Below are 16,949 nucleotides of genomic sequence, written 5' to 3' on the forward strand. Positions count from 1 at the left end.
CGGCGCCCATCAGGGGCTGGATTCTACCCCAACATCTCCGAGGTCGACAGCCGACCGCCGAGACCATCCCGGATGGCGCTGCGTGGAAACCTCGAGGCCGGATGGCGTCAACACCACACGCACCGCGCCATCATAGGCCGTGTTCCAGACCCGGCTCCCGACATCGACGAAGCGTTGCACGACCGCCGGCGCCGGGTGACCGAACGGATTGCCGCGTCCGCTGCTGAAGATCACCTCGAGTGGGCGTGTCGCCGCGACCAGGGTCGGCGAGGAGCTGGTGAGGCTGCCATGATGGCCGGCCACCAGCACGTCCAGGCGGCGGCCCCCCAGCGGGCCGCCCTGCAGCGACTTGACGAACTCACGCTCCCGCCCCGCCTCGGCGTCACCGGTAATCAGCACCCGGCGCGTGCCCAGCGTCACCAGCAGGACGCAGGAGCGGTCGTTGGCGTTGGTGGCGACATCGCCGGCCGGCGGAGAGAGAAACCGCCAGGCAGCCTCCCCGTCCCGCCAACCGCCACCGGCCTCGCAGGGACGCGATGGCAACCCCAGATCGTTGCCCCGAGGCGCCCACCAATGCTCCACCCGATGATCCCGGCGCAGCGCGGCGATCCCTCCCGAGTGATCGCTATCGCTGTGGGTGACGACCACATCGTCGAATCGCTGACCCGGCGGCCACAGCAGCGACGCCGGCATGAACCCCGAACCGAAACGGGGGCCGGTATCGACCAGCACGCGTCGGTCCCGCGTCTCGAGCTCGACCAACTGCCCCTGGCCGACATCGTAGACGGTGACCACCAGCTGGTTCCGCTCTAGGCCCGGCGCCCGCAGCAGCATGACGAGTGCCAGTAGCGTGGGACAGACCCACGCCCGCGTCGAGCGCTCCACGCCGGGTAACAGCCACAGCAGCCCCCACAGCACCAGGGCTGCCGCGATCGGCCAGCGCCACCAGGGCGCAGGGCTCCACAACGGCAGGCCGTCGGCGGCGCCGGCGAGCACGAAGGCCAGCACCGCCACCAGGTGGTCGAAAGGCCACCAGACCCAGCTCGCCACCGCCGGCCAGCCGCCGAAAAGCCAGCCGACGAATCCGAGCGGAACCATCACGCTACCGACCAGCGGCACCGCGAACAGGTTGACCAGCGGCGCCAATGGCGACAGCCGTCCGAAGGCGAGAAGAACCGCTGCCGCCATGAAGGGAGCCAGCAACCACTGGCTGCGCAGCAGCGCGATCACCCACCCTCTCCAACCGGTGGGACGGGGGCGCCCCGACCACGCCATGATCAGGACGGCAACGGCCACGAAGGAGAGCCATAGACCCGGCCGCCAGGGCGCGAGGGGGTCGCAGATCACGATCAGCCCCAGTGCCAGCCACCAGGCCTGCCACCATCCGGGGGCGTGACGCCCGCTGGCCGCCCAGAGCCCGATCGCGGTCATGATGGCGGCCCGGGTGGCGGGAGGCTCGAAGCCGGCCAGACCGGCATAGGCGAACGCCGCCACCCCCGCCCCGATCCACGGCCAGACCGTCATCCGCCAGGACAGCGGCTGGAGCCAACGCGCCAGTCGCCGCAGCAGCCATAGCACGAGCGCCGCGACGAGGCCGACATGCAGGCCCGAGATCACCATCAGGTGAGTCGTGCCCGTGGCATTCAGCAACTGCCAGTCGTCATCGTCGAGCCGGTCCCCCGCGCCGAGCGTCAATGCCGCCAGCCAGCGCTTGCCTCTGGCCGACAGCGCCATCTCGTCCAACTGGCCGAGCGCCACCCGACGCACGGAGAAAGCGGCCCCGGTGAGGCGCCGTGGCGATTCGTCGCGAACGTAGCCGAGCGCCTGAATACCCTCCCGCCAGAGCCAGGCGCCGTAATCGAAGGTATCCAGGTTGGCAAACCCCAGCGGCTCGCGCAGGCGGGTAACGAACGACCAGCGCTCCCCCGGCTGCAGCTCGGGTGCGCCGTACCAGGACAACCTGACACGCGTGACCGCGGGACAGGTGTCGTCCGGGTCGTCGGGTCGGCAGGCGTCGATGTCGAAGAGAAAACGGGAGCGGCGCTGATCGGCATCCAGAGACAGGATGCGGCCGGAGAGCACGAATTCGTGCCCCGCCAGGGCCGGGGGCAGCACGCCGTGGCGCTGCTGACCGACATCATGGGCACAAGCCAGGAACGCCAGCGTCGCCAGCCCTCCCCACAGCGACCGTTTCCACAGCGCCAGCAGCAGACCGACTGCCGCGACGGCCCACGGCACACCCCAGAGCGACGCTTCAGCGCCGCCGACGCGATAACCGACGACAGCGCCAGCGATCGCGGCCAGGGCCAACGGCATGGCCCAGCCGACACGACGGGCCCGCATCCAGGCCCATCTCTCCGCCTCAAGGGTCGGCAAGGCCAAGGCTTCTCGATGGAGGACTTAACATGGCGGGCCCTTGGGGTTGTATGGATAATGGGCCTTCTTCGTCCAGCGAGCGGCCTCATGTCTCGTCGATGGTTACAACGCTACATCCCCAGCCAGGAGAGGCTGCAGCGCACTCGTTCGTTGCGATTCATGCATCACATGCTGGGCGACCCGGCGATGTGGGTGCTCTCTCGCCGTAGTGTCGCCAACGCCTGTATGGTCGGCCTGTTCGCGGCAATGTTGCCCATCCCCGGCCAGATGCTGCTGGCGGCTTTCGGCGCCTACTGCCTGCGCGCCAACCTGCCGCTCTCCGTCAGCCTCGTCTGGCTGACCAACCCGCTGACGATGCCGGTGGTCTTCTACTTCAACTATCGGGTCGGCGCCTGGGTCATGAACTACCCCGCGCGCCAGGTGCCGGATCACATCACCACCATGTGGATCGCCGAGCAGATGGCTCACATCGTCCTGCCACTGGCGGTCGGTTCGGTCATCGTCGGCGTGATACTGGCCATCACCAGCAACGTCCTGGTGCGATTGGTCTGGCGATTCCAGATCTACCGTAGCTGGCGAAGACGCGCCAGACGGCGCCAGCGCCGGCAACGGCAGTGAACCCCGCCTCGCCGGCACCATCGATGCCATCCCCACCGAGCGCACGCGCACAAAAAAGCCGCCCTGGACTATTGATCGTCCAGGGCGGCTTCAGCTTTAGCCGGCGATGTCAGACGGCGGTCAACTGGCCTCTGTCCAGGCGCATCGTACGATCCTGGTGTGCCGCCAGTGACAGGTCGTGCGTCACCACCACGAATGCGCAGTCGGTGGTCGCCGCCAGCTCGTCCATCATGGCAAGGATATTGGCCGCCGTGTCCTGATCCAGGTTTCCGGTGGGCTCGTCCATCAGCACCAGGCTGGGATCGGTGACCAGCGCCCTGGCGATGGCCACACGCTGGCGCTCCCCCCCCGACAGCTCGCCCGGCTTGTGCGCGCCCCGCGGGGCCATTCCGACGCGATCCAGCAGTCTCTGCGCCTTGTCGACCGCAACCTTGCGCGCCTGCCCCCGGATGATCAGCGGCAGCGCGACGTTCTCCGCCGCGGTGAACTCCGCCAGCAGGTGGTGGAACTGGTAGACGAAGCCGATATAGCGGTTGCGGAAACTGCCCAGCGCCGCCTCGCCCAGACCCGCCAGCGACTGGCCGCCAATGATGACCTCGCCGCCGGTGGGCCGGTCGAGGCCACCCAGCAGGTTGAGTAGCGTGGTCTTGCCGGAGCCGGAACTGCCGACGACGGCCACCCGCTCGCCTGCCCGCACCTGCAGGTCCAGGCGATCCAGAACCGTAAGATCCTGCGGGCCTTCGCTGTAGGTCCGCGTGAGCTGGCGGCAGTCGAGCATGATGTTGTCTCCGCTGACGGATGATGATCGAGAGTTGGACTCACTCATAGCGCAACACCTCCGCAGGCTGGATACGCGCCGCTCGCCAGGCCGGATAGAGCGTCGACAGGAAGGTCAGCCCGAAGGCGCTGGAGACGATCACGCCCAGGTCGCTCATCTCGAGCCGCGACGGCAGATAGCTGATGAAATAGACGTTGGGATCGAGGAACTGGATACCGGTCGCCGCCTGGAACCAGGCGATGATGTCGGAGACCGTCAGCGCCAGGATCACCCCGGCGATGACGCCGATCACGATACCGATGACACCGATCGCCAGCCCCTGCACCACGAAGATTCCCATGATCGATTTCGGCTTGGCCCCGATCGTGCGCAGGATGGCGATATCCGCGTGCTTGTCGGTGACCACCATGACCAGCGTCGAGACGATGTTGAAGGCCGCCACCGCGACGATCACCATCAGCAGCAGGCCGATCATGTGCTTCTCCATCTGGATCGCCTGGAACAGGTTGCCGTGGGTGTACGTCCAGTCCATGCCCCGGTACCCGGCCCCCAGGTTCGAGACGATGTCCCGGGTCACCGGCCCGGCCTTGAACAGGTCGTCGAGCTCCAGGCGCAGGCCATCGACCTTGTCGCCGAGACGGGCGAGCGTCTGCATGTCCTCGATGTTGGCATAGGCCAGGTTGGCATCCAGATCGGCCCCGACCTTGAAGATGCCACTGACGGTGAAGCGCTTCAGCCGTGGGAAGACGCCGCCCGGCGTGATGGAGGCTTCCGGCACCAGCAGCGTCACGCGATCACCGACGCCGACGCCGAGATTACGCGCCAGCAGCGAGCCCAGCACCACGTGCCAGCTTCCCGGAGAGAGGTCGTCGAGCGAACCGGCCTGCATGTGCTGGTCGATGATCGAGACGTGGCGCTCGTAGTCCGGCTGTACCCCGGTGACCATCGCCCCCTGGGTGCGCCCGCTGGCGGAGAACATGCCCTGCTGCTGCACATAGGGTGCCGAGGCGACCACATCCTTGTGCTGATCGACCTTCTCGGCCAGCGCCTTCCAGTCCTGCATGCCGCCCTGCTGTTCGATGCGGGTGTGCGGCACCATGCCCAGCACGCGCGTGCGCAGCTCGTGGTCGAAGCCGTTCATGACCGACAGCACCAGGATCAGGACGGCGACCCCCAGGGCCAGGCCGAGCATCGAAGTGAGCGAGATGAAGGATATGAAATGATTACGTCGTTTGGCCCGGACGTATCTCAGGCCCACCAGAAAGGGTAAACGGTCGAGCATCGGGTTGGTTCCTTGTCAGCAGCGGCTCATGTTACGGGTTTTGGCGGTTCCCGAAAACGCCAGTTTGACGAGCGGTTTGCCGCTTGCCACGCGCGCGCCTGGAGCTACACTGACGCCCTATCGATAGATGGCGCGATAAATGGCGGCAGAGAATCGCGCGACGGCGACGCGAACGACGAATTCCAGCTTGCATCGCCACGATCAGGCCCTAGAATGCCGCGTCCTCGACATCGGCCCTGACGCACATCGGCCCTTATGCGCAATGGAGACACCATGACCCCGCGTCTGTTCCCCGAATGGCATCCGCAGGACGCCATTCAACTGACCTGGCCAACGCCGACCAGCGACTGGGCGCCGCTGCTCGGGCAGATCGAGGCGACGATGGAAGCGATGGTCGTGGCCATCACCCGCTACCAGCCGGTGCTGATCGTCGTCCACGACGATGGCCAGCGGGCTCGGCTGGGCGCCCGATTCACGTCACTAGGGGTCGATGCCTCCCTTTACCATCTCGCGGTGGCGCCCAGCGACGACACCTGGGCCCGTGACCACGGCCCGATCGCCGTCGAGCGCGATGGCCGTATCGAGCTCCTGGATTACGTGTTCACCGGCTGGGGGAGCAAGTTCGCCGCGGCGCGGGACGACGCACTGACCCGGTCGCTGGCCTCCCAGGGCGTGTTCGCGGCGCCGGTGGTATCGCAGGCATTGGTCCTAGAGGGCGGAGCCATCGAGTCCGATGGCGAAGGTACGCTGCTCACGACCAGCGCCTGCCTGCTCAACCCCAACCGCAACCCCGGGCTCGATCGTGACGCCATCGAGGCTCGCCTGGGCGAACAGCTCGGCATCGCTCGCATGCTCTGGCTCGAGCACGGCCATCTCGAGGGAGACGATACCGACAGCCATGTCGATACGCTGGCGCGCTTTTGCGACCCCGCGACGATCGTCTACGTACGTTGCGACGACCCACAGTATCCGCACCATGCAGCGCTGGCCGCCATGGAGACCGAGCTCAAGGCGCTTCGCCGCGAGGACGGTTCGCCCTATCGCCTGCTGGCGCTACCCTGGCCCAAGGCCTGCTTCGACCCCGACGATGGCCACCGCCTGCCGGCAACCTATGCCAACTTCCTGATCATCAACGGCGCGGTGCTGGTGCCCACCTATGGCGATGCCGCCGATTTCCGGGCGCTCCAGGTAATCGATCAAGCGTTCCCGGGGCGAGAGGTGGTGCCCATCGACTGCCGCGCCGTCATTCGCCAGCATGGCAGTCTGCACTGCCTGACCATGCAGCTGCCGCGCGGATCGCTCGACCCCGCGCTCTTCCAACGGTAAGGAGAGACGATGTCCAAGACGCTCAGAATCGGCCTGGTGCAACAGCAGGCCTGGCCGGAAAAACAGCGCAGCCTCGAAGCGAGCGAAGCCGGCATCCGCGAGCTCGCCGCCCAGGGCGCCGAGCTGGTACTGCTGCAGGAGCTGCACGCGACCCACTATTTCTGCCAGTGCGAAGACACCGCGCTGTTCGACCTGGCCGAACCATTGGACGGCCCCACCGGGCAAAAGCTTGCCGATCTCGCACGAGAGCTCGACATCGTCATCGTCGGCTCGATCTTCGAGCGCCGGGCTGCCGGCCTCTATCACAACACCGCGATCGTGCTGGATCGCGCCCGAGGCCGCGTCGGGCACTATCGCAAGATGCACATTCCCGACGACCCCGGCTTCTACGAGAAGTTCTACTTCACACCGGGCGACGAGGATGCCGAGCAGGGGTTCGAACCGATCGATACCTCGGTCGGTCGTCTCGGCGTGCTGGTGTGCTGGGATCAGTGGTATCCGGAAGCGGCTCGCTTGATGGCACTGGCCGGCGCCGACCTGCTGCTGTATCCCACCGCGATCGGGTGGACCCCGTCCGACGACACCGCGGAGAAGCAGCGCCAGAAGGACGCCTGGACGCTGATTCAGCGATCGCACGGCGTGGCCAACGGCCTGCCGGTGCTCGTCGCCAACCGGGTGGGCCATGAACCCGATTCGTCCCGGGTCGGCGAAGGCATCGATTTCTGGGGTGGCAGTTTCGTCTGTGGTCCGCAGGGTGAGTTTCTGGCCCAGGCGGGAGAACAGAGCGAGAACCTGCTGGTCGAGGTGGATCTGCTGCGCAGCGAGGACGTGCGTCGAATCTGGCCCTACCTGCGTGATCGGCGTATCGACGCCTACGGCGACCTGACCCGCCGCTACCGCGACCGCTGAGCGGGTTGCGTCGAATCGCTGCCGCCAATAGCGGCGGCAGCGAATGCCACCCGCGCCCGGCATGACACTGCCACACCCCTTTCCTGCGGGCTGTCACAACAGCTAGGATAACGGTATAAACCGAAATTCACTTCTCGGGGCCATCCATGGAACTGCAGTATCGCTTGCTGGCCGAGCTGGAATCCGACTTCGACCACCTGATCGATGCGGTCGAGCATCTGGCGAAGGCCTACGCCGACGACCCCACCCCCGCCTGGGCACTGGGCAATTCGATCGTCGACGCCAGCTGGCTCCGTCGCGCCCTGACCGACTTCTGGTACCAGGACGGACAGGATGGCCGCGAAACGCGCAACTACATCGGCGTGATCGTCGCCGGGCCGTCAATCATGGAAGCCGTCGAAGCGGTCAATCGCGTCAAGGCAAGATTTGCCGCGACCCTGAAACGCATCCGTCACTCCGCCCCGAAACTGATCCCCGAGATCAAGGCCGTCCTGCCCTTCCGACACCCGGTGCTGCACGACCACCTCCGGGGCCAGGGGCTGGCCCGCCTGCATCTCAAGCAGTGCTGGCGCCAGCTTCCGATCGCCGACGCGCCGCTCTCGCGAATCAGGCTTGCCTGGTACACCAGCGGCCGCTCGATCAAGCGCCTCAGCGTTGCCGATGCCGAGGCCCGGTTGAAGCAGATGGATCTGTCGGCATCGCACATCCAGATCCAACTGCGCAAGCTCGCCGACCTCCCCAGCGACGAACCCCTGGCGCAGATCCAGCAGCAGGCGCCGGTGATGCGAGCCAACCTGTTCTTCCGCGAGGCGCTGGAGGATGGGCGAATGCGTCGGGCCATGAACCTGCCGCTGCCGCTGTTCATTCCCGACCCGGCGCTGAAGCTACCGCATCTCAACGATCCACCGGCACGTCCGCCGAAGACGCGAACCCGTGCCCGCCGGTCAGACCAGCGGCTGGAGGACGATGTCTTTCTGAAGAGTCTGCGTGTCTATCGCTATCGCAATCCGGCCCTGCAGATCGCTCTCGAACGTCAGAAACAGCAGGAGAAGGCCTGATTCGGCCCGCCCGGAGCCACGCTGGGCGCGCCCGGCGTGGACCAGGCGCGCTGGCTGGCCAGCTTCAGAACAGTCGGTTCAGACCGTTCTGGGCCGCGATGCGATAGGCCTCGGCCATGGTGGGATAGTTGAAAGTGGTATTGATGAAGTAGCGCAGCGTATTCGCCTCGCCCTTCTGCTGCATGATGGCCTGGCCGATATGGACGATCTCCGACGCCTGGTCGCCGAAGCAGTGGATCCCCAGGATCTCCAGCGTCTCGCGATGGAACAGGATCTTGAGCATGCCGGCGGTGTCACCGGTGATCTGCGCGCGGGCGGTATCCTTGAAGAACGCCTGGGCCACTTCGTAGGGCACCTTGGCTTCGGTCAACTCCCGCTCGGTCTTGCCCACCGAACTGATCTCGGGAATCGTGTAGATCCCGGTGGGAATGTCGTCGACGAAGCGAAAATCCTCGCCGAGGAACTCGTCGCTGGCACTGCGGCCCTGGTCGTAGGCCGCGCTCGCCAGGCTCGGCCAGCCGATCACGTCCCCCACCGCGTAGATATGCGGGATCGCCGTGCGATAGTGATCGTCCACCTGCAGCTGGCCGCGACCGTTGGCCTCCAGCCCGATGTTCTCCAGTCCCAGTTCGTCGGTATTGCCGGTACGTCCGTTGGCCCACAGGAAAGCATCGGCGCGCAGGCGCTTGCCGGACTCCAGGTTGACCACCACGCCGGCCTCGTCACCCTCGACGCTGCGATACTCTTCGTTGTGCCGGATCAGCACACCGTAGTTGCGCAGCTCGTAGGAGAGCGCGTCGCTGATCTCGTCGTCGAGGAAGGAGAGCAGGCGCTCGCGGGTGTCGATCAGGTCGACCTTGACGCCCAGGCCGGAGAAGATGGAGGCGTACTCGGACCCGATCACGCCGGCACCGTAGATGATCAGCGTGCGTGGCGTATGCGACAGGCCGAGGATGGTGTCCGAGCAGTAGATCCGCGGATGACGGAAATTGACGTCCGCCGGCCGATAGGGACGGGAGCCGGTGGCGATCACGAACTGCGGTGCACTGAGCTCTTCCGCCCCTTCGTGATTGTCCCGAACCACGACGGTGTGCTCGTCGCGAAAGCGCGCCACGCCGAAGAACAGGTCGATGCGGTTGCGGGAGTAGAACTTGGTGCGGAGTTCGACCTGCTGATCGATCGTCACCCGGGAGCGTTCCAGAACCTTCGGAAAAGAGAACCAGCGGGGCTCGCCAATATCGCGGAACATGCGGTTGGTGTTGAACTGCATGATCTGCTTGACCTGGTGCCGTAGCGCCTTGGAGGGGATCGTCCCCCAGTGGGTGCAGTTGCCACCGACGGAGGACTGCCGCTCGACGATGGCGACACGCTTGCCATGCTTCGCCGCATTGATTGCTGCACTCTCTCCCGCGGGCCCCGAGCCGATGACCACGAGGTCATAATTGTGAACTGCCATGTGCTTCGCCTACTCCTTACCCGATGGCTTACGATTCGATTGGCTCGTGGCGACACCTGCGGCCGGCATGTCGCTCAACGCTTGACGGCGTTGTAACCCAGGTCCGCACCGCGGTTCTCGTCGCTGCGCCGACGCGCTCCGGCCAGGTTCTTGCGGCTCTCTTCTTCGCAGACCTCATCGTTGCCGCCGCAGATTTCGCATCCGTTCTTCAGGCCCAGCGTATTGAGGCCGCCGCAGGAGCCCGCGAGGGGCTTGCGCCCGAGAATGACGCCGATCGCCATGCCGCCGACCAGCAGCAGCATGATGGCAAAAGCCAGAATCCAGATCGTCATGACTGACCCTCCTAATCCGAGTCTTTCAGATAGCGCTGAAACGCGGTCGAGGCCCGGGTTTCAAAGCCATCCGGTGTTTTGACAACGAGATAGACCGCCAGGTTTTCCCGCTCGGCCATGGCATAACCCGCGTCCGGTCCCATGACGTCGATCGCCGTGGCCAGCGCATCGGCCGTCATGCAGTCGGACGTGATCACCGTCACCGAGACCAAGTGATGCTTGATCGGCCGGCCAGTGCGCGGATCGATGGTGTGCGAGTATCGCTTGCCGTCGCTTTCGAAATAGTTACGGTAGTCGCCCGACGTCGCCACGGCCGAATCATCCAACTCAATGATACGCTGCACGCTGCGCTCGTTCGAGACCGGTTTTTCCACCGCGATCCGCCACGGCTCGTCGCCGGGCTTGCTGCCTCGCGTCCGGATCTCGCCCCCCACCTCGACCAGGTAGCGCTGCACGCCCAGATCGTCCAGCGCCCGCGCCACGGCATCGACGCCGTATCCCTTAGCAATGCCCGACAGATCGACATAGACCGGCTTGGTCTTGGTCAGGGTGTTGCCATCGAGCTTCAGCGCCTGGTAGTCGACCTCTTTCAGCGCCTTGGCAATGGCGTCGTCGTCGGGCACGCGATCCGGATGCTTGTCCGGCCCGAATCCCCACAGGTTCACCGCCGCGCCGACCGTCACGTCGAAGGCCCCAGCGGACATGTCGCCCACCCGAATGGCCTCGCGGATCACTTCCGCGGTCTGCGGCGAGAGCTGGAACGGCTCTCCCACCGGTGCCCGATTGAACCTCGAGAGCTCGGAGCCTGTCTTGTAGGTCGACATCAGCTGGTCGACCCGATCCAGCGCCGCCTTGACCGACCCCTCGATCTCGGCGAGCTGGTCGTCGTCGTAATCGCCGTAGAAGGTGACATGGAACCCGGTACCGAAGATCGGCCCTTCCAGCCGATAGGACTCGGGTTCGCGCTCGCACCCGGCCAGCAGTGCGAATAGCAACAGGGCCAACCCCAGAAGGATCGGCCCTGTCGCCCGGCGCCGTTGCGATCCGATCATCCGCCGAAGTCATCCAGCATGATGTTCTCCGGCTCCACCCCAAGATCGGTCAGCATCTTGATCACCGAGGCGTTCATCATCGGCGGCCCGCACATGTAGTACTCGCAGTCCTCGGGCGCCGGGTGATCCTTGAGATAGTTCTCGTAGAGCACGTTGTGGATGAACCCGGTGGGCCCTTCCCAGTTGTCTTCCGGCTGAGGATCGGAGAGCGCCAAGTGCCACTCGAAGTTGTCGAACTCCTCGGCCAGCTGGTCGTACTCTTCGTTGTAGAACGTCTCCCGCCAGGAGCGCGCACCGTACCAGAAGGACATCTTGCGCTTGGACTTGAGCCGCTTGAGCTGGTCGAAGATATGGCTGCGCATCGGCGCCATGCCGGCACCACCGCCGATGAACACCATCTCGGCCTCGGTGTCCTTGGCGAAGAACTCGCCGAACGGCCCCATCACGGTGACCTTGTCACCCGGCTTGAGACCGAACACGTAGGTCGACATCAGCCCCGGGGGATGGCTCGACTTGGGGGGCGGCGTGGCGATACGGATGTTGAACTTGAGAAGCCCCTTCTCTTCCGGATAGTTCGCCATCGAGTAGGCGCGAATCACCTCCTCGTCGCTCTTGTGAGAGATGTCGAACAGGCCGAACTTCTCCCAGTCGCCGCGGTACTCCTCCTCGATATCGAAGTCGGAGAACTTGACGTCGTAGGGCGGCGCCACCAGCTGCACGTAGCCGCCGGCACGGAACGCCACTTCCTCGCCTTCCGGCAACTTGAGGTTGAGTTCCTTGATGAAGGTCGCGACGTTGGGGTTCTGGGTCACTTCGCATTCCCACTTCTTGACCCCGAAGACCTCGTCGGGAACGCGGATCTTCATGTCCTGCTTGACCGGCACCTGACAGGAGAGACGCCAGCCTTCCTTCTTCTCGCGCAGCGTGAAGTGAGACTCTTCGGTCGGCAGGATCGAGCCGCCGCCATCGCTCACCTGGCACTTGCACTGGGCGCAGGAGCCCCCGCCACCACACGCCGAGGAGAGAAAGATACCGTTGGCAGCCAGGGTCTGAAGCAGCTTGCCACCGGCCTGAGTGGTCACGGTATTGTCAGGGTCGCCATTGATCTCGATCGCCACGTCGCCGCTGCTCACCAGCCGGCTACGCGCCGCCAGAATGATTGCCACCAATCCCAGCACGATCACGGTGAACATGACGACGCCGAGCACGATGATGGATGTATCAACCATGTCGGATTCCTATTTCCCTGTTTGCGGTGGCGCCTGTCACGACGCCACCCGGTCATGTTGGTGTCAGAGCTGGATGCCGGAGAAGGACATGAAGCCCAGCGACATCAATCCTGCCGTGATGAAGGTGATGCCGAGGCCTTGCAGGCTGCCCGGTACATCGCTGTACTTGAGCTTCTCGCGGATACCCGCCAGCGCCATGATGGCCAGGGCCCAGCCGGCGCCTGCGCCGGCGCCGTAGATCACCGACTCGCCGAAGGTGTAGTCGCGCTGCACCATGAACAGCGAGGCCCCCATGATGGCGCAATTGACCGTGATCAGCGGCAGGAACACACCCAGGGCGTTGTAGAGCGCCGGCACGAACTTGTCGAGAAACATCTCGAGAATCTGGACGATCGCCGCAATGACGCCGATGTAGCTCAACAGTCCCAGGAAGCTGAGGTCGATGTTCTCGGCCCCTTCCAGGCCGGTCCAGCTCAGCGCCCCCGCCTTGAGCAGGTAGTTGAGGATCAGATTGTTGACCGGCACGGTGATCGTCAGGACCACGATCACGGCGATGCCCAGGCCGATGGCCGAGGAGATCTTCTTGGACACGGCCAGGAAAGTACACATGCCGAGGAAGAAGGCCAGCGCCATGTTCTCGACGAAGACCGCCTTCACGAACAGGCTGAGATAGTGCTCAAACATTGGCGGTCTCCTTGATCTTGGCCTTGCTGTTGGCAACGATGCGATATTCCGTCTTCTCGATCTGCTCCGGGTTGAACCAGCGCAGCACCCAGATGAACAGGCCGATGACGAAGAACGCGGACGGCGGCAGCAGCATCAGGCCGTTGGGCACGTACCAGCCGCCATTCTGCACCGTGGGCAGGATCGTCAGGCCGAACACGCTGCCGGAACCCAGCAGTTCGCGCACGAAACCGACGATCAACAGGATGACCGCGTAGCCCAGGCCGTTGCCGACACCGTCGAGGAAGCTCATCACCGGTCCGTTCTGCATGGCGTAGGCTTCGGCACGTCCCATGACGATACAGTTGGTGATGATCAGGCCGACGAACACCGACAGCTGCTTGGACATGTCATAGGCGTAGGCGCGCAGCACCTGATCGACCACGATGACCAGCGACGCGATGATCGTCATCTGCACGATGATGCGGATCGACGATGGGATGTGATTGCGAATCAACGACACGAACATGCTGGAGAAAGCCGTGACGGCGATCACCGCCAGACCCATGACCAGCGATACGCTCATGGAGTTGGTCACCGCCAGTGCCGAACAGATCCCCAGTACCTGCAAGGCAATCGGGTTGTTCTTGAATACCGGTGACAGGACGACGTCTTTCACGGAGTCGGTAGCCATCTTCACGCACCTCCTTGGGAATCGTCGTGGAATCGGGCGAGGTACGGGGCGTAGCCCTCGTCACTCAGCCAGAACCGCAACATGTTGGTGACGCCCCGGCTGGTGAGCGAGGCTCCCGACAGCGCGTCGACTTCGTATTCGCCGCTGGCGCCGCCTTTCACGAGTTGAATCTGAGGGTCCTGGAAATCACCGCCCTCATAGATTTTCTTGCCGTCCCACTGGGCCTTCCAGCGCGGGTTGTCGACTTCACCGCCGAGGCCCGGCGTCTCCGACTGGTCGTAGTAGGATAGCCCCACGATGGTATTGCCGTCGCCGCGCACGGACAAGAAACCTTCCATCAGGCCCCACAGCCCCTGGCCCCGGATCGGCATGACGATCTGCTCCGGATCGTCGGGATCGCCCACCAGGTAGACCGTGGAGTAGTTCTCCTGACGGCCGATCCCGGCGATGTCGTCCTCGCCCGACAGCGTGCGGGAGGTCGCCGGATCCTTGGCGGCATCGAACTGGTCGTAGCTGTCCGGGTCCAGGTCGTCGGAGTACTCGCCGGTCTTGAGATCGACCACACGCGGGGTGATCAGTTCAGCGTACTTCTCCTCGACATCGTCGCCCGGCTTGTAGAGCTGGGTCACCTGGAGGATGTTGCTCTTGCGATCCAGCTCCTGGTTCTGAACCTGCTTCGGCTTGAGAACCACGGCTGCGGAAGAGACGACCACCGAGCAGATGACGCAAAGTGAGAATGCGACGATCAGCGTCTTCTTGATCGAGTTGTTGCTCGCCATCAGACAGCCTCCTTCTCGGTGGGCACCGGCGCCAGGCTCGCGAGCCGTTTCTGGCGTCGCCGGATGTTGGCCTGCACGAAGTAGTGATCGATGAGGGGCGCGAACAGGTTGGCGAACAGGATCGCCAGCATGATGCCCTCGGGGAAGGCCGGGTTGACCACGCGGATCAGCACCGTCATCACCCCGATCAGCGCACCGAAGATCAGCTTGCCGCGGTCGGTCATGGATGCCGACACCGGGTCGGTGGCCATGAACACCATGCCGAAGGCGAACCCGCCCAGCACCAGGTGCCAGTACCACGGCATCGCGAACATCGGATTGCTGTCGGAGCCGACGAAGTTGAACAGCGTGGAGGTCAGGATCATGCCGAGCATGACGCCGGCCATGATGCGCCAGGAGGCAATGCGCGTCAGCAGCAGCACCGCCGCGCCGATCAGAATCGCCAGTGTCGAGGTCTCTCCCACCGAGCCCTGGATGAAGCCGAAGAAGGCATCCCACCAGCTGTACTGCTGATGCAGGCCCTCCATGCCATTGAGCGCGGCGTTGGAGAGCGCCGTGGCGCCGGTATAGCCGTCGGCCGGCACCCACACGCTGTCGCCGGAGATCTGGGCCGGATAGGCGAAGTAGAGGAAGGCACGCCCGGTCAGTGCCGGGTTGAGGAAGTTCTTGCCGGTGCCGCCGAAGATCTCCTTGCCGATCACCACACCGAAGGTGATGCCCAGTGCCACTTGCCACAGCGGGATGGTGGCCGGCAGCGTCAGCGCGAACAGCACGGAGGTGACGAAGAACCCTTCGTTGACCTCGTGGCCACGTTTGACCGCGAACAGCACTTCCCAGAAGCCGCCCACCACGAACGTGACCAGGTAGATGGGAAGGAAGTAGGTTGCGCCGAGGACGAAGTTCGCCCAGATGCTAGCCGGATCGTGGCTGCCCGCCAGCGCCATGGTCAACGTCTCGCGCCAGCCACCGATCGCGCCGAAGCCATCGGCGATCGCCATGTTGGCCTGGTAGCCGGCGTTGTACATGCCGAAGAACATGGCCGGGAAAGTACAGGCCCAGACCGTGATCATGATGCGCTTCAGGTCGATCCCGTCGCGCACGTGAGTCATGCTCTTGGTGACGCTGGGCGGCGAATAGAAAATCGTATCGACCGCCTCGTAGAGGGCGTAGAACTTCTCGTACCTGCCGCCCTTCTCGAAATGAGGCTCCAGCTTGTCGAGCGTATTGCGAATCCCCATCGTCAGGCCTCTTTCTCGATCATGGTCAGGTTGTCGCGCAGGATGGGACCATACTCGTACTTGCCGGGGCACACATAGGTGCACAGCGAGAGGTCTTCCTCATCCAGCTCCAGGCAGCCGAGTTGCATGGCCGATTCGATGTCGCCAACGATCAGCGAGCGCAGCAACTGGGTCGGCATGATGTCCAGCGGCATCACTTTTTCATAGGCACCGATCGGAACCATGGCGCGCTCGGAGCCGTTGGTCGAGGTGTTGGGCGCGTAGTTGGGCAGACCCAGGAACTGGGAGACGTAGATCCCCATCACCGAATGGCGATTGCGACCGGGCGATAGCCAGCCCATGAAGGCCCGCTTGTTGCCCTCTTCCAGCAGCGAGAACTGGCGATGGAAGCGCCCCAGGAACTGACGGCTTCCCTCGCACTGCGCGCCACCGAAGATCGATCCCGAGATGACCCGCGTGTCCTCCGGCTGCTCGATCTCGCCCTGGAGCAGCTCCTCGCTGCTCGCTCCCAGCCGCGTCCGGACCAGGCGGGGATTCTTGGCCCGCGGGCCGCCGATGGCGACGACGCGGGTCGGGTCGAGCTGCCCCTCGACGAACAGCTTGCCGATGGCGATCACGTCCTGGCAGTCGAGATGCCACACCTGACGCTGCAGGCCGACCGGCGACAGGTAGTGGATATGCGTACCCACCAGCCCGGCGGGATGCAACCCGTCGAAGCCCTGGGCGTCGACGCCGTCGAGGTCATCTCCCGGCAAGGGGGTGTCGCCACGGCGGCACACGAACAGTTTTCCGGGTGTCAGATGCCGGATCACCGCCAGCCCGTGGCGGAAGGCATCGCTGTCGGCGTCGATGATCAGCTTGGGATCTGCCGCCAGCGGATGCGTGTCGATGGCCGTCACGAAGATGTCCGCCGGCACCGCATCGAGCGCCGGGACCCGGGAAAACGGCCGGGTGCGCAGCGCCGTCCACAGGCCGGAGTCGACCAGTTGATCGACCACCTGCTGGCGTGTCAGCGAGGCCAACCCGTCCACGCCATGCGCGGTGAACGTTTCGCTCTCTTCTTCTTCGTCGAGCTTGATGACGACCGACAACAGGCGACGCTTCTCACCACGATTGATGGCAACCACTTCGCCGGCGCCGGGAGCGGTATAGCGCACCC

16 protein-coding genes are annotated in these 16,949 nt (G+C 64.7%); 4 read left to right on the top strand and 12 right to left on the bottom strand.

Going from position 1 to position 16,949, the window contains the following annotated elements; all coding sequences use genetic code 11:
• Positions 1–9: 9 nt before the first annotated feature.
• Positions 10–2,382 carry a DNA internalization-related competence protein ComEC/Rec2 gene (locus tag Q0602_RS16695; RefSeq protein WP_298845683.1) on the bottom strand — a complete coding sequence of 791 codons (2,373 nt, stop codon included), beginning with the start codon at positions 2,380–2,382 and terminating at the stop codon, positions 10–12.
• Positions 2,383–2,463: 81 nt separating this feature from the next.
• Between Q0602_RS16695 and Q0602_RS16700 the strand changes: the two genes are divergently transcribed.
• The gene (locus tag Q0602_RS16700) at positions 2,464–2,994 is read left to right on the top strand and encodes a DUF2062 domain-containing protein (RefSeq protein WP_298845685.1); all 531 of its coding nucleotides are present in this window, start codon (positions 2,464–2,466) and stop codon (positions 2,992–2,994) included.
• A 109-nt stretch (positions 2,995–3,103) separates the two neighbouring features.
• Here Q0602_RS16700 and Q0602_RS16705 read toward each other — a convergent pair whose 3' ends face one another.
• Entirely contained in the window at positions 3,104–3,820 is a 717-nt protein-coding gene (locus tag Q0602_RS16705) for an ABC transporter ATP-binding protein (RefSeq protein WP_295036085.1), read from the bottom strand.
• On the bottom strand, positions 3,813–5,054 hold the full coding sequence (locus Q0602_RS16710) for a lipoprotein-releasing ABC transporter permease subunit (RefSeq protein WP_295036084.1): 1,242 nt from the start codon (positions 5,052–5,054) through the stop codon (positions 3,813–3,815). Before Q0602_RS16710 ends, Q0602_RS16705 begins: the two co-directional genes overlap by 8 nt.
• 273 nt (positions 5,055–5,327) lie before the next feature.
• Here Q0602_RS16710 and Q0602_RS16715 point away from each other — a divergent pair, with 273 nt between their 5' ends.
• The 3 genes from Q0602_RS16715 to Q0602_RS16725 all read left to right on the top strand — a co-directional run bounded on the left by Q0602_RS16715 (position 5,328) and on the right by Q0602_RS16725 (position 8,347).
• Positions 5,328–6,380 (top strand): agmatine/peptidylarginine deiminase, encoded by a 1,053-nt coding sequence (locus Q0602_RS16715; RefSeq protein ID WP_298845686.1) that lies wholly within the window; start codon positions 5,328–5,330, stop codon positions 6,378–6,380.
• A gap of 9 nt (positions 6,381–6,389) precedes the next feature.
• Positions 6,390–7,289, top strand: a complete 900-nt coding sequence (locus tag Q0602_RS16720) for a carbon-nitrogen hydrolase (RefSeq protein ID WP_298845687.1) — start codon at positions 6,390–6,392, stop codon at positions 7,287–7,289.
• 146 nt (positions 7,290–7,435) lie between these two features.
• Positions 7,436–8,347 (top strand): DNA replication terminus site-binding protein, encoded by a 912-nt coding sequence (locus tag Q0602_RS16725; protein WP_298845689.1) that lies wholly within the window; start codon positions 7,436–7,438, stop codon positions 8,345–8,347.
• Between the two features lie 64 nt (positions 8,348–8,411).
• Here Q0602_RS16725 and sthA read toward each other — a convergent pair whose 3' ends face one another.
• From sthA to Q0602_RS16770, 9 genes are all read right to left on the bottom strand, one after another.
• Positions 8,412–9,803, bottom strand: coding sequence for a Si-specific NAD(P)(+) transhydrogenase (gene sthA, locus Q0602_RS16730; protein ID WP_110600150.1), 1,392 nt, complete (start codon positions 9,801–9,803; stop codon positions 8,412–8,414).
• A gap of 74 nt (positions 9,804–9,877) precedes the next feature.
• Positions 9,878–10,135, bottom strand: coding sequence for a (Na+)-NQR maturation NqrM (gene nqrM / locus Q0602_RS16735; protein WP_110600152.1), 258 nt, complete (start codon positions 10,133–10,135; stop codon positions 9,878–9,880).
• An 11-nt stretch (positions 10,136–10,146) separates the two neighbouring features.
• A complete protein-coding gene (locus tag Q0602_RS16740; protein ID WP_298845695.1) occupies positions 10,147–11,187 on the bottom strand; it encodes an FAD:protein FMN transferase in 1,041 nt (346 codons plus the stop codon).
• Positions 11,184–12,416 carry an NADH:ubiquinone reductase (Na(+)-transporting) subunit F gene (gene nqrF, locus Q0602_RS16745; RefSeq protein WP_298845698.1) on the bottom strand — a complete coding sequence of 411 codons (1,233 nt, stop codon included), beginning with the start codon at positions 12,414–12,416 and terminating at the stop codon, positions 11,184–11,186. The genes Q0602_RS16740 and nqrF overlap by 4 nt, the downstream gene beginning before the upstream one ends.
• Before the next feature lie 63 nt (positions 12,417–12,479).
• Positions 12,480–13,100 carry an NADH:ubiquinone reductase (Na(+)-transporting) subunit E gene (gene nqrE / locus Q0602_RS16750; RefSeq protein WP_110600158.1) on the bottom strand — a complete coding sequence of 207 codons (621 nt, stop codon included), beginning with the start codon at positions 13,098–13,100 and terminating at the stop codon, positions 12,480–12,482.
• Positions 13,093–13,773, bottom strand: a complete 681-nt coding sequence (locus tag Q0602_RS16755; protein ID WP_295036077.1) for an NADH:ubiquinone reductase (Na(+)-transporting) subunit D — start codon at positions 13,771–13,773, stop codon at positions 13,093–13,095. The genes nqrE and Q0602_RS16755 overlap by 8 nt, the downstream gene beginning before the upstream one ends.
• Positions 13,774–13,775: 2 nt before the next feature.
• Entirely contained in the window at positions 13,776–14,555 is a 780-nt protein-coding gene (locus Q0602_RS16760) for a Na(+)-translocating NADH-quinone reductase subunit C (RefSeq protein WP_298845705.1), read from the bottom strand.
• Positions 14,552–15,790: an NADH:ubiquinone reductase (Na(+)-transporting) subunit B gene (locus Q0602_RS16765; protein WP_298845701.1), complete on the bottom strand. Its 1,239-nt coding sequence runs from the start codon at positions 15,788–15,790 to the stop codon at positions 14,552–14,554. Before Q0602_RS16765 ends, Q0602_RS16760 begins: the two co-directional genes overlap by 4 nt.
• A 2-nt stretch (positions 15,791–15,792) precedes the next feature.
• Positions 15,793–16,949, bottom strand: a 1,157-nt coding sequence (locus tag Q0602_RS16770; RefSeq protein ID WP_298845703.1) for a Na(+)-translocating NADH-quinone reductase subunit A, incomplete at its 5' end; no start/stop codon positions are given.

The organism is uncultured Salinicola sp. (assembly GCF_937921195.1).
Lineage (GTDB): Bacteria > Pseudomonadota > Gammaproteobacteria > Pseudomonadales > Halomonadaceae > Salinicola.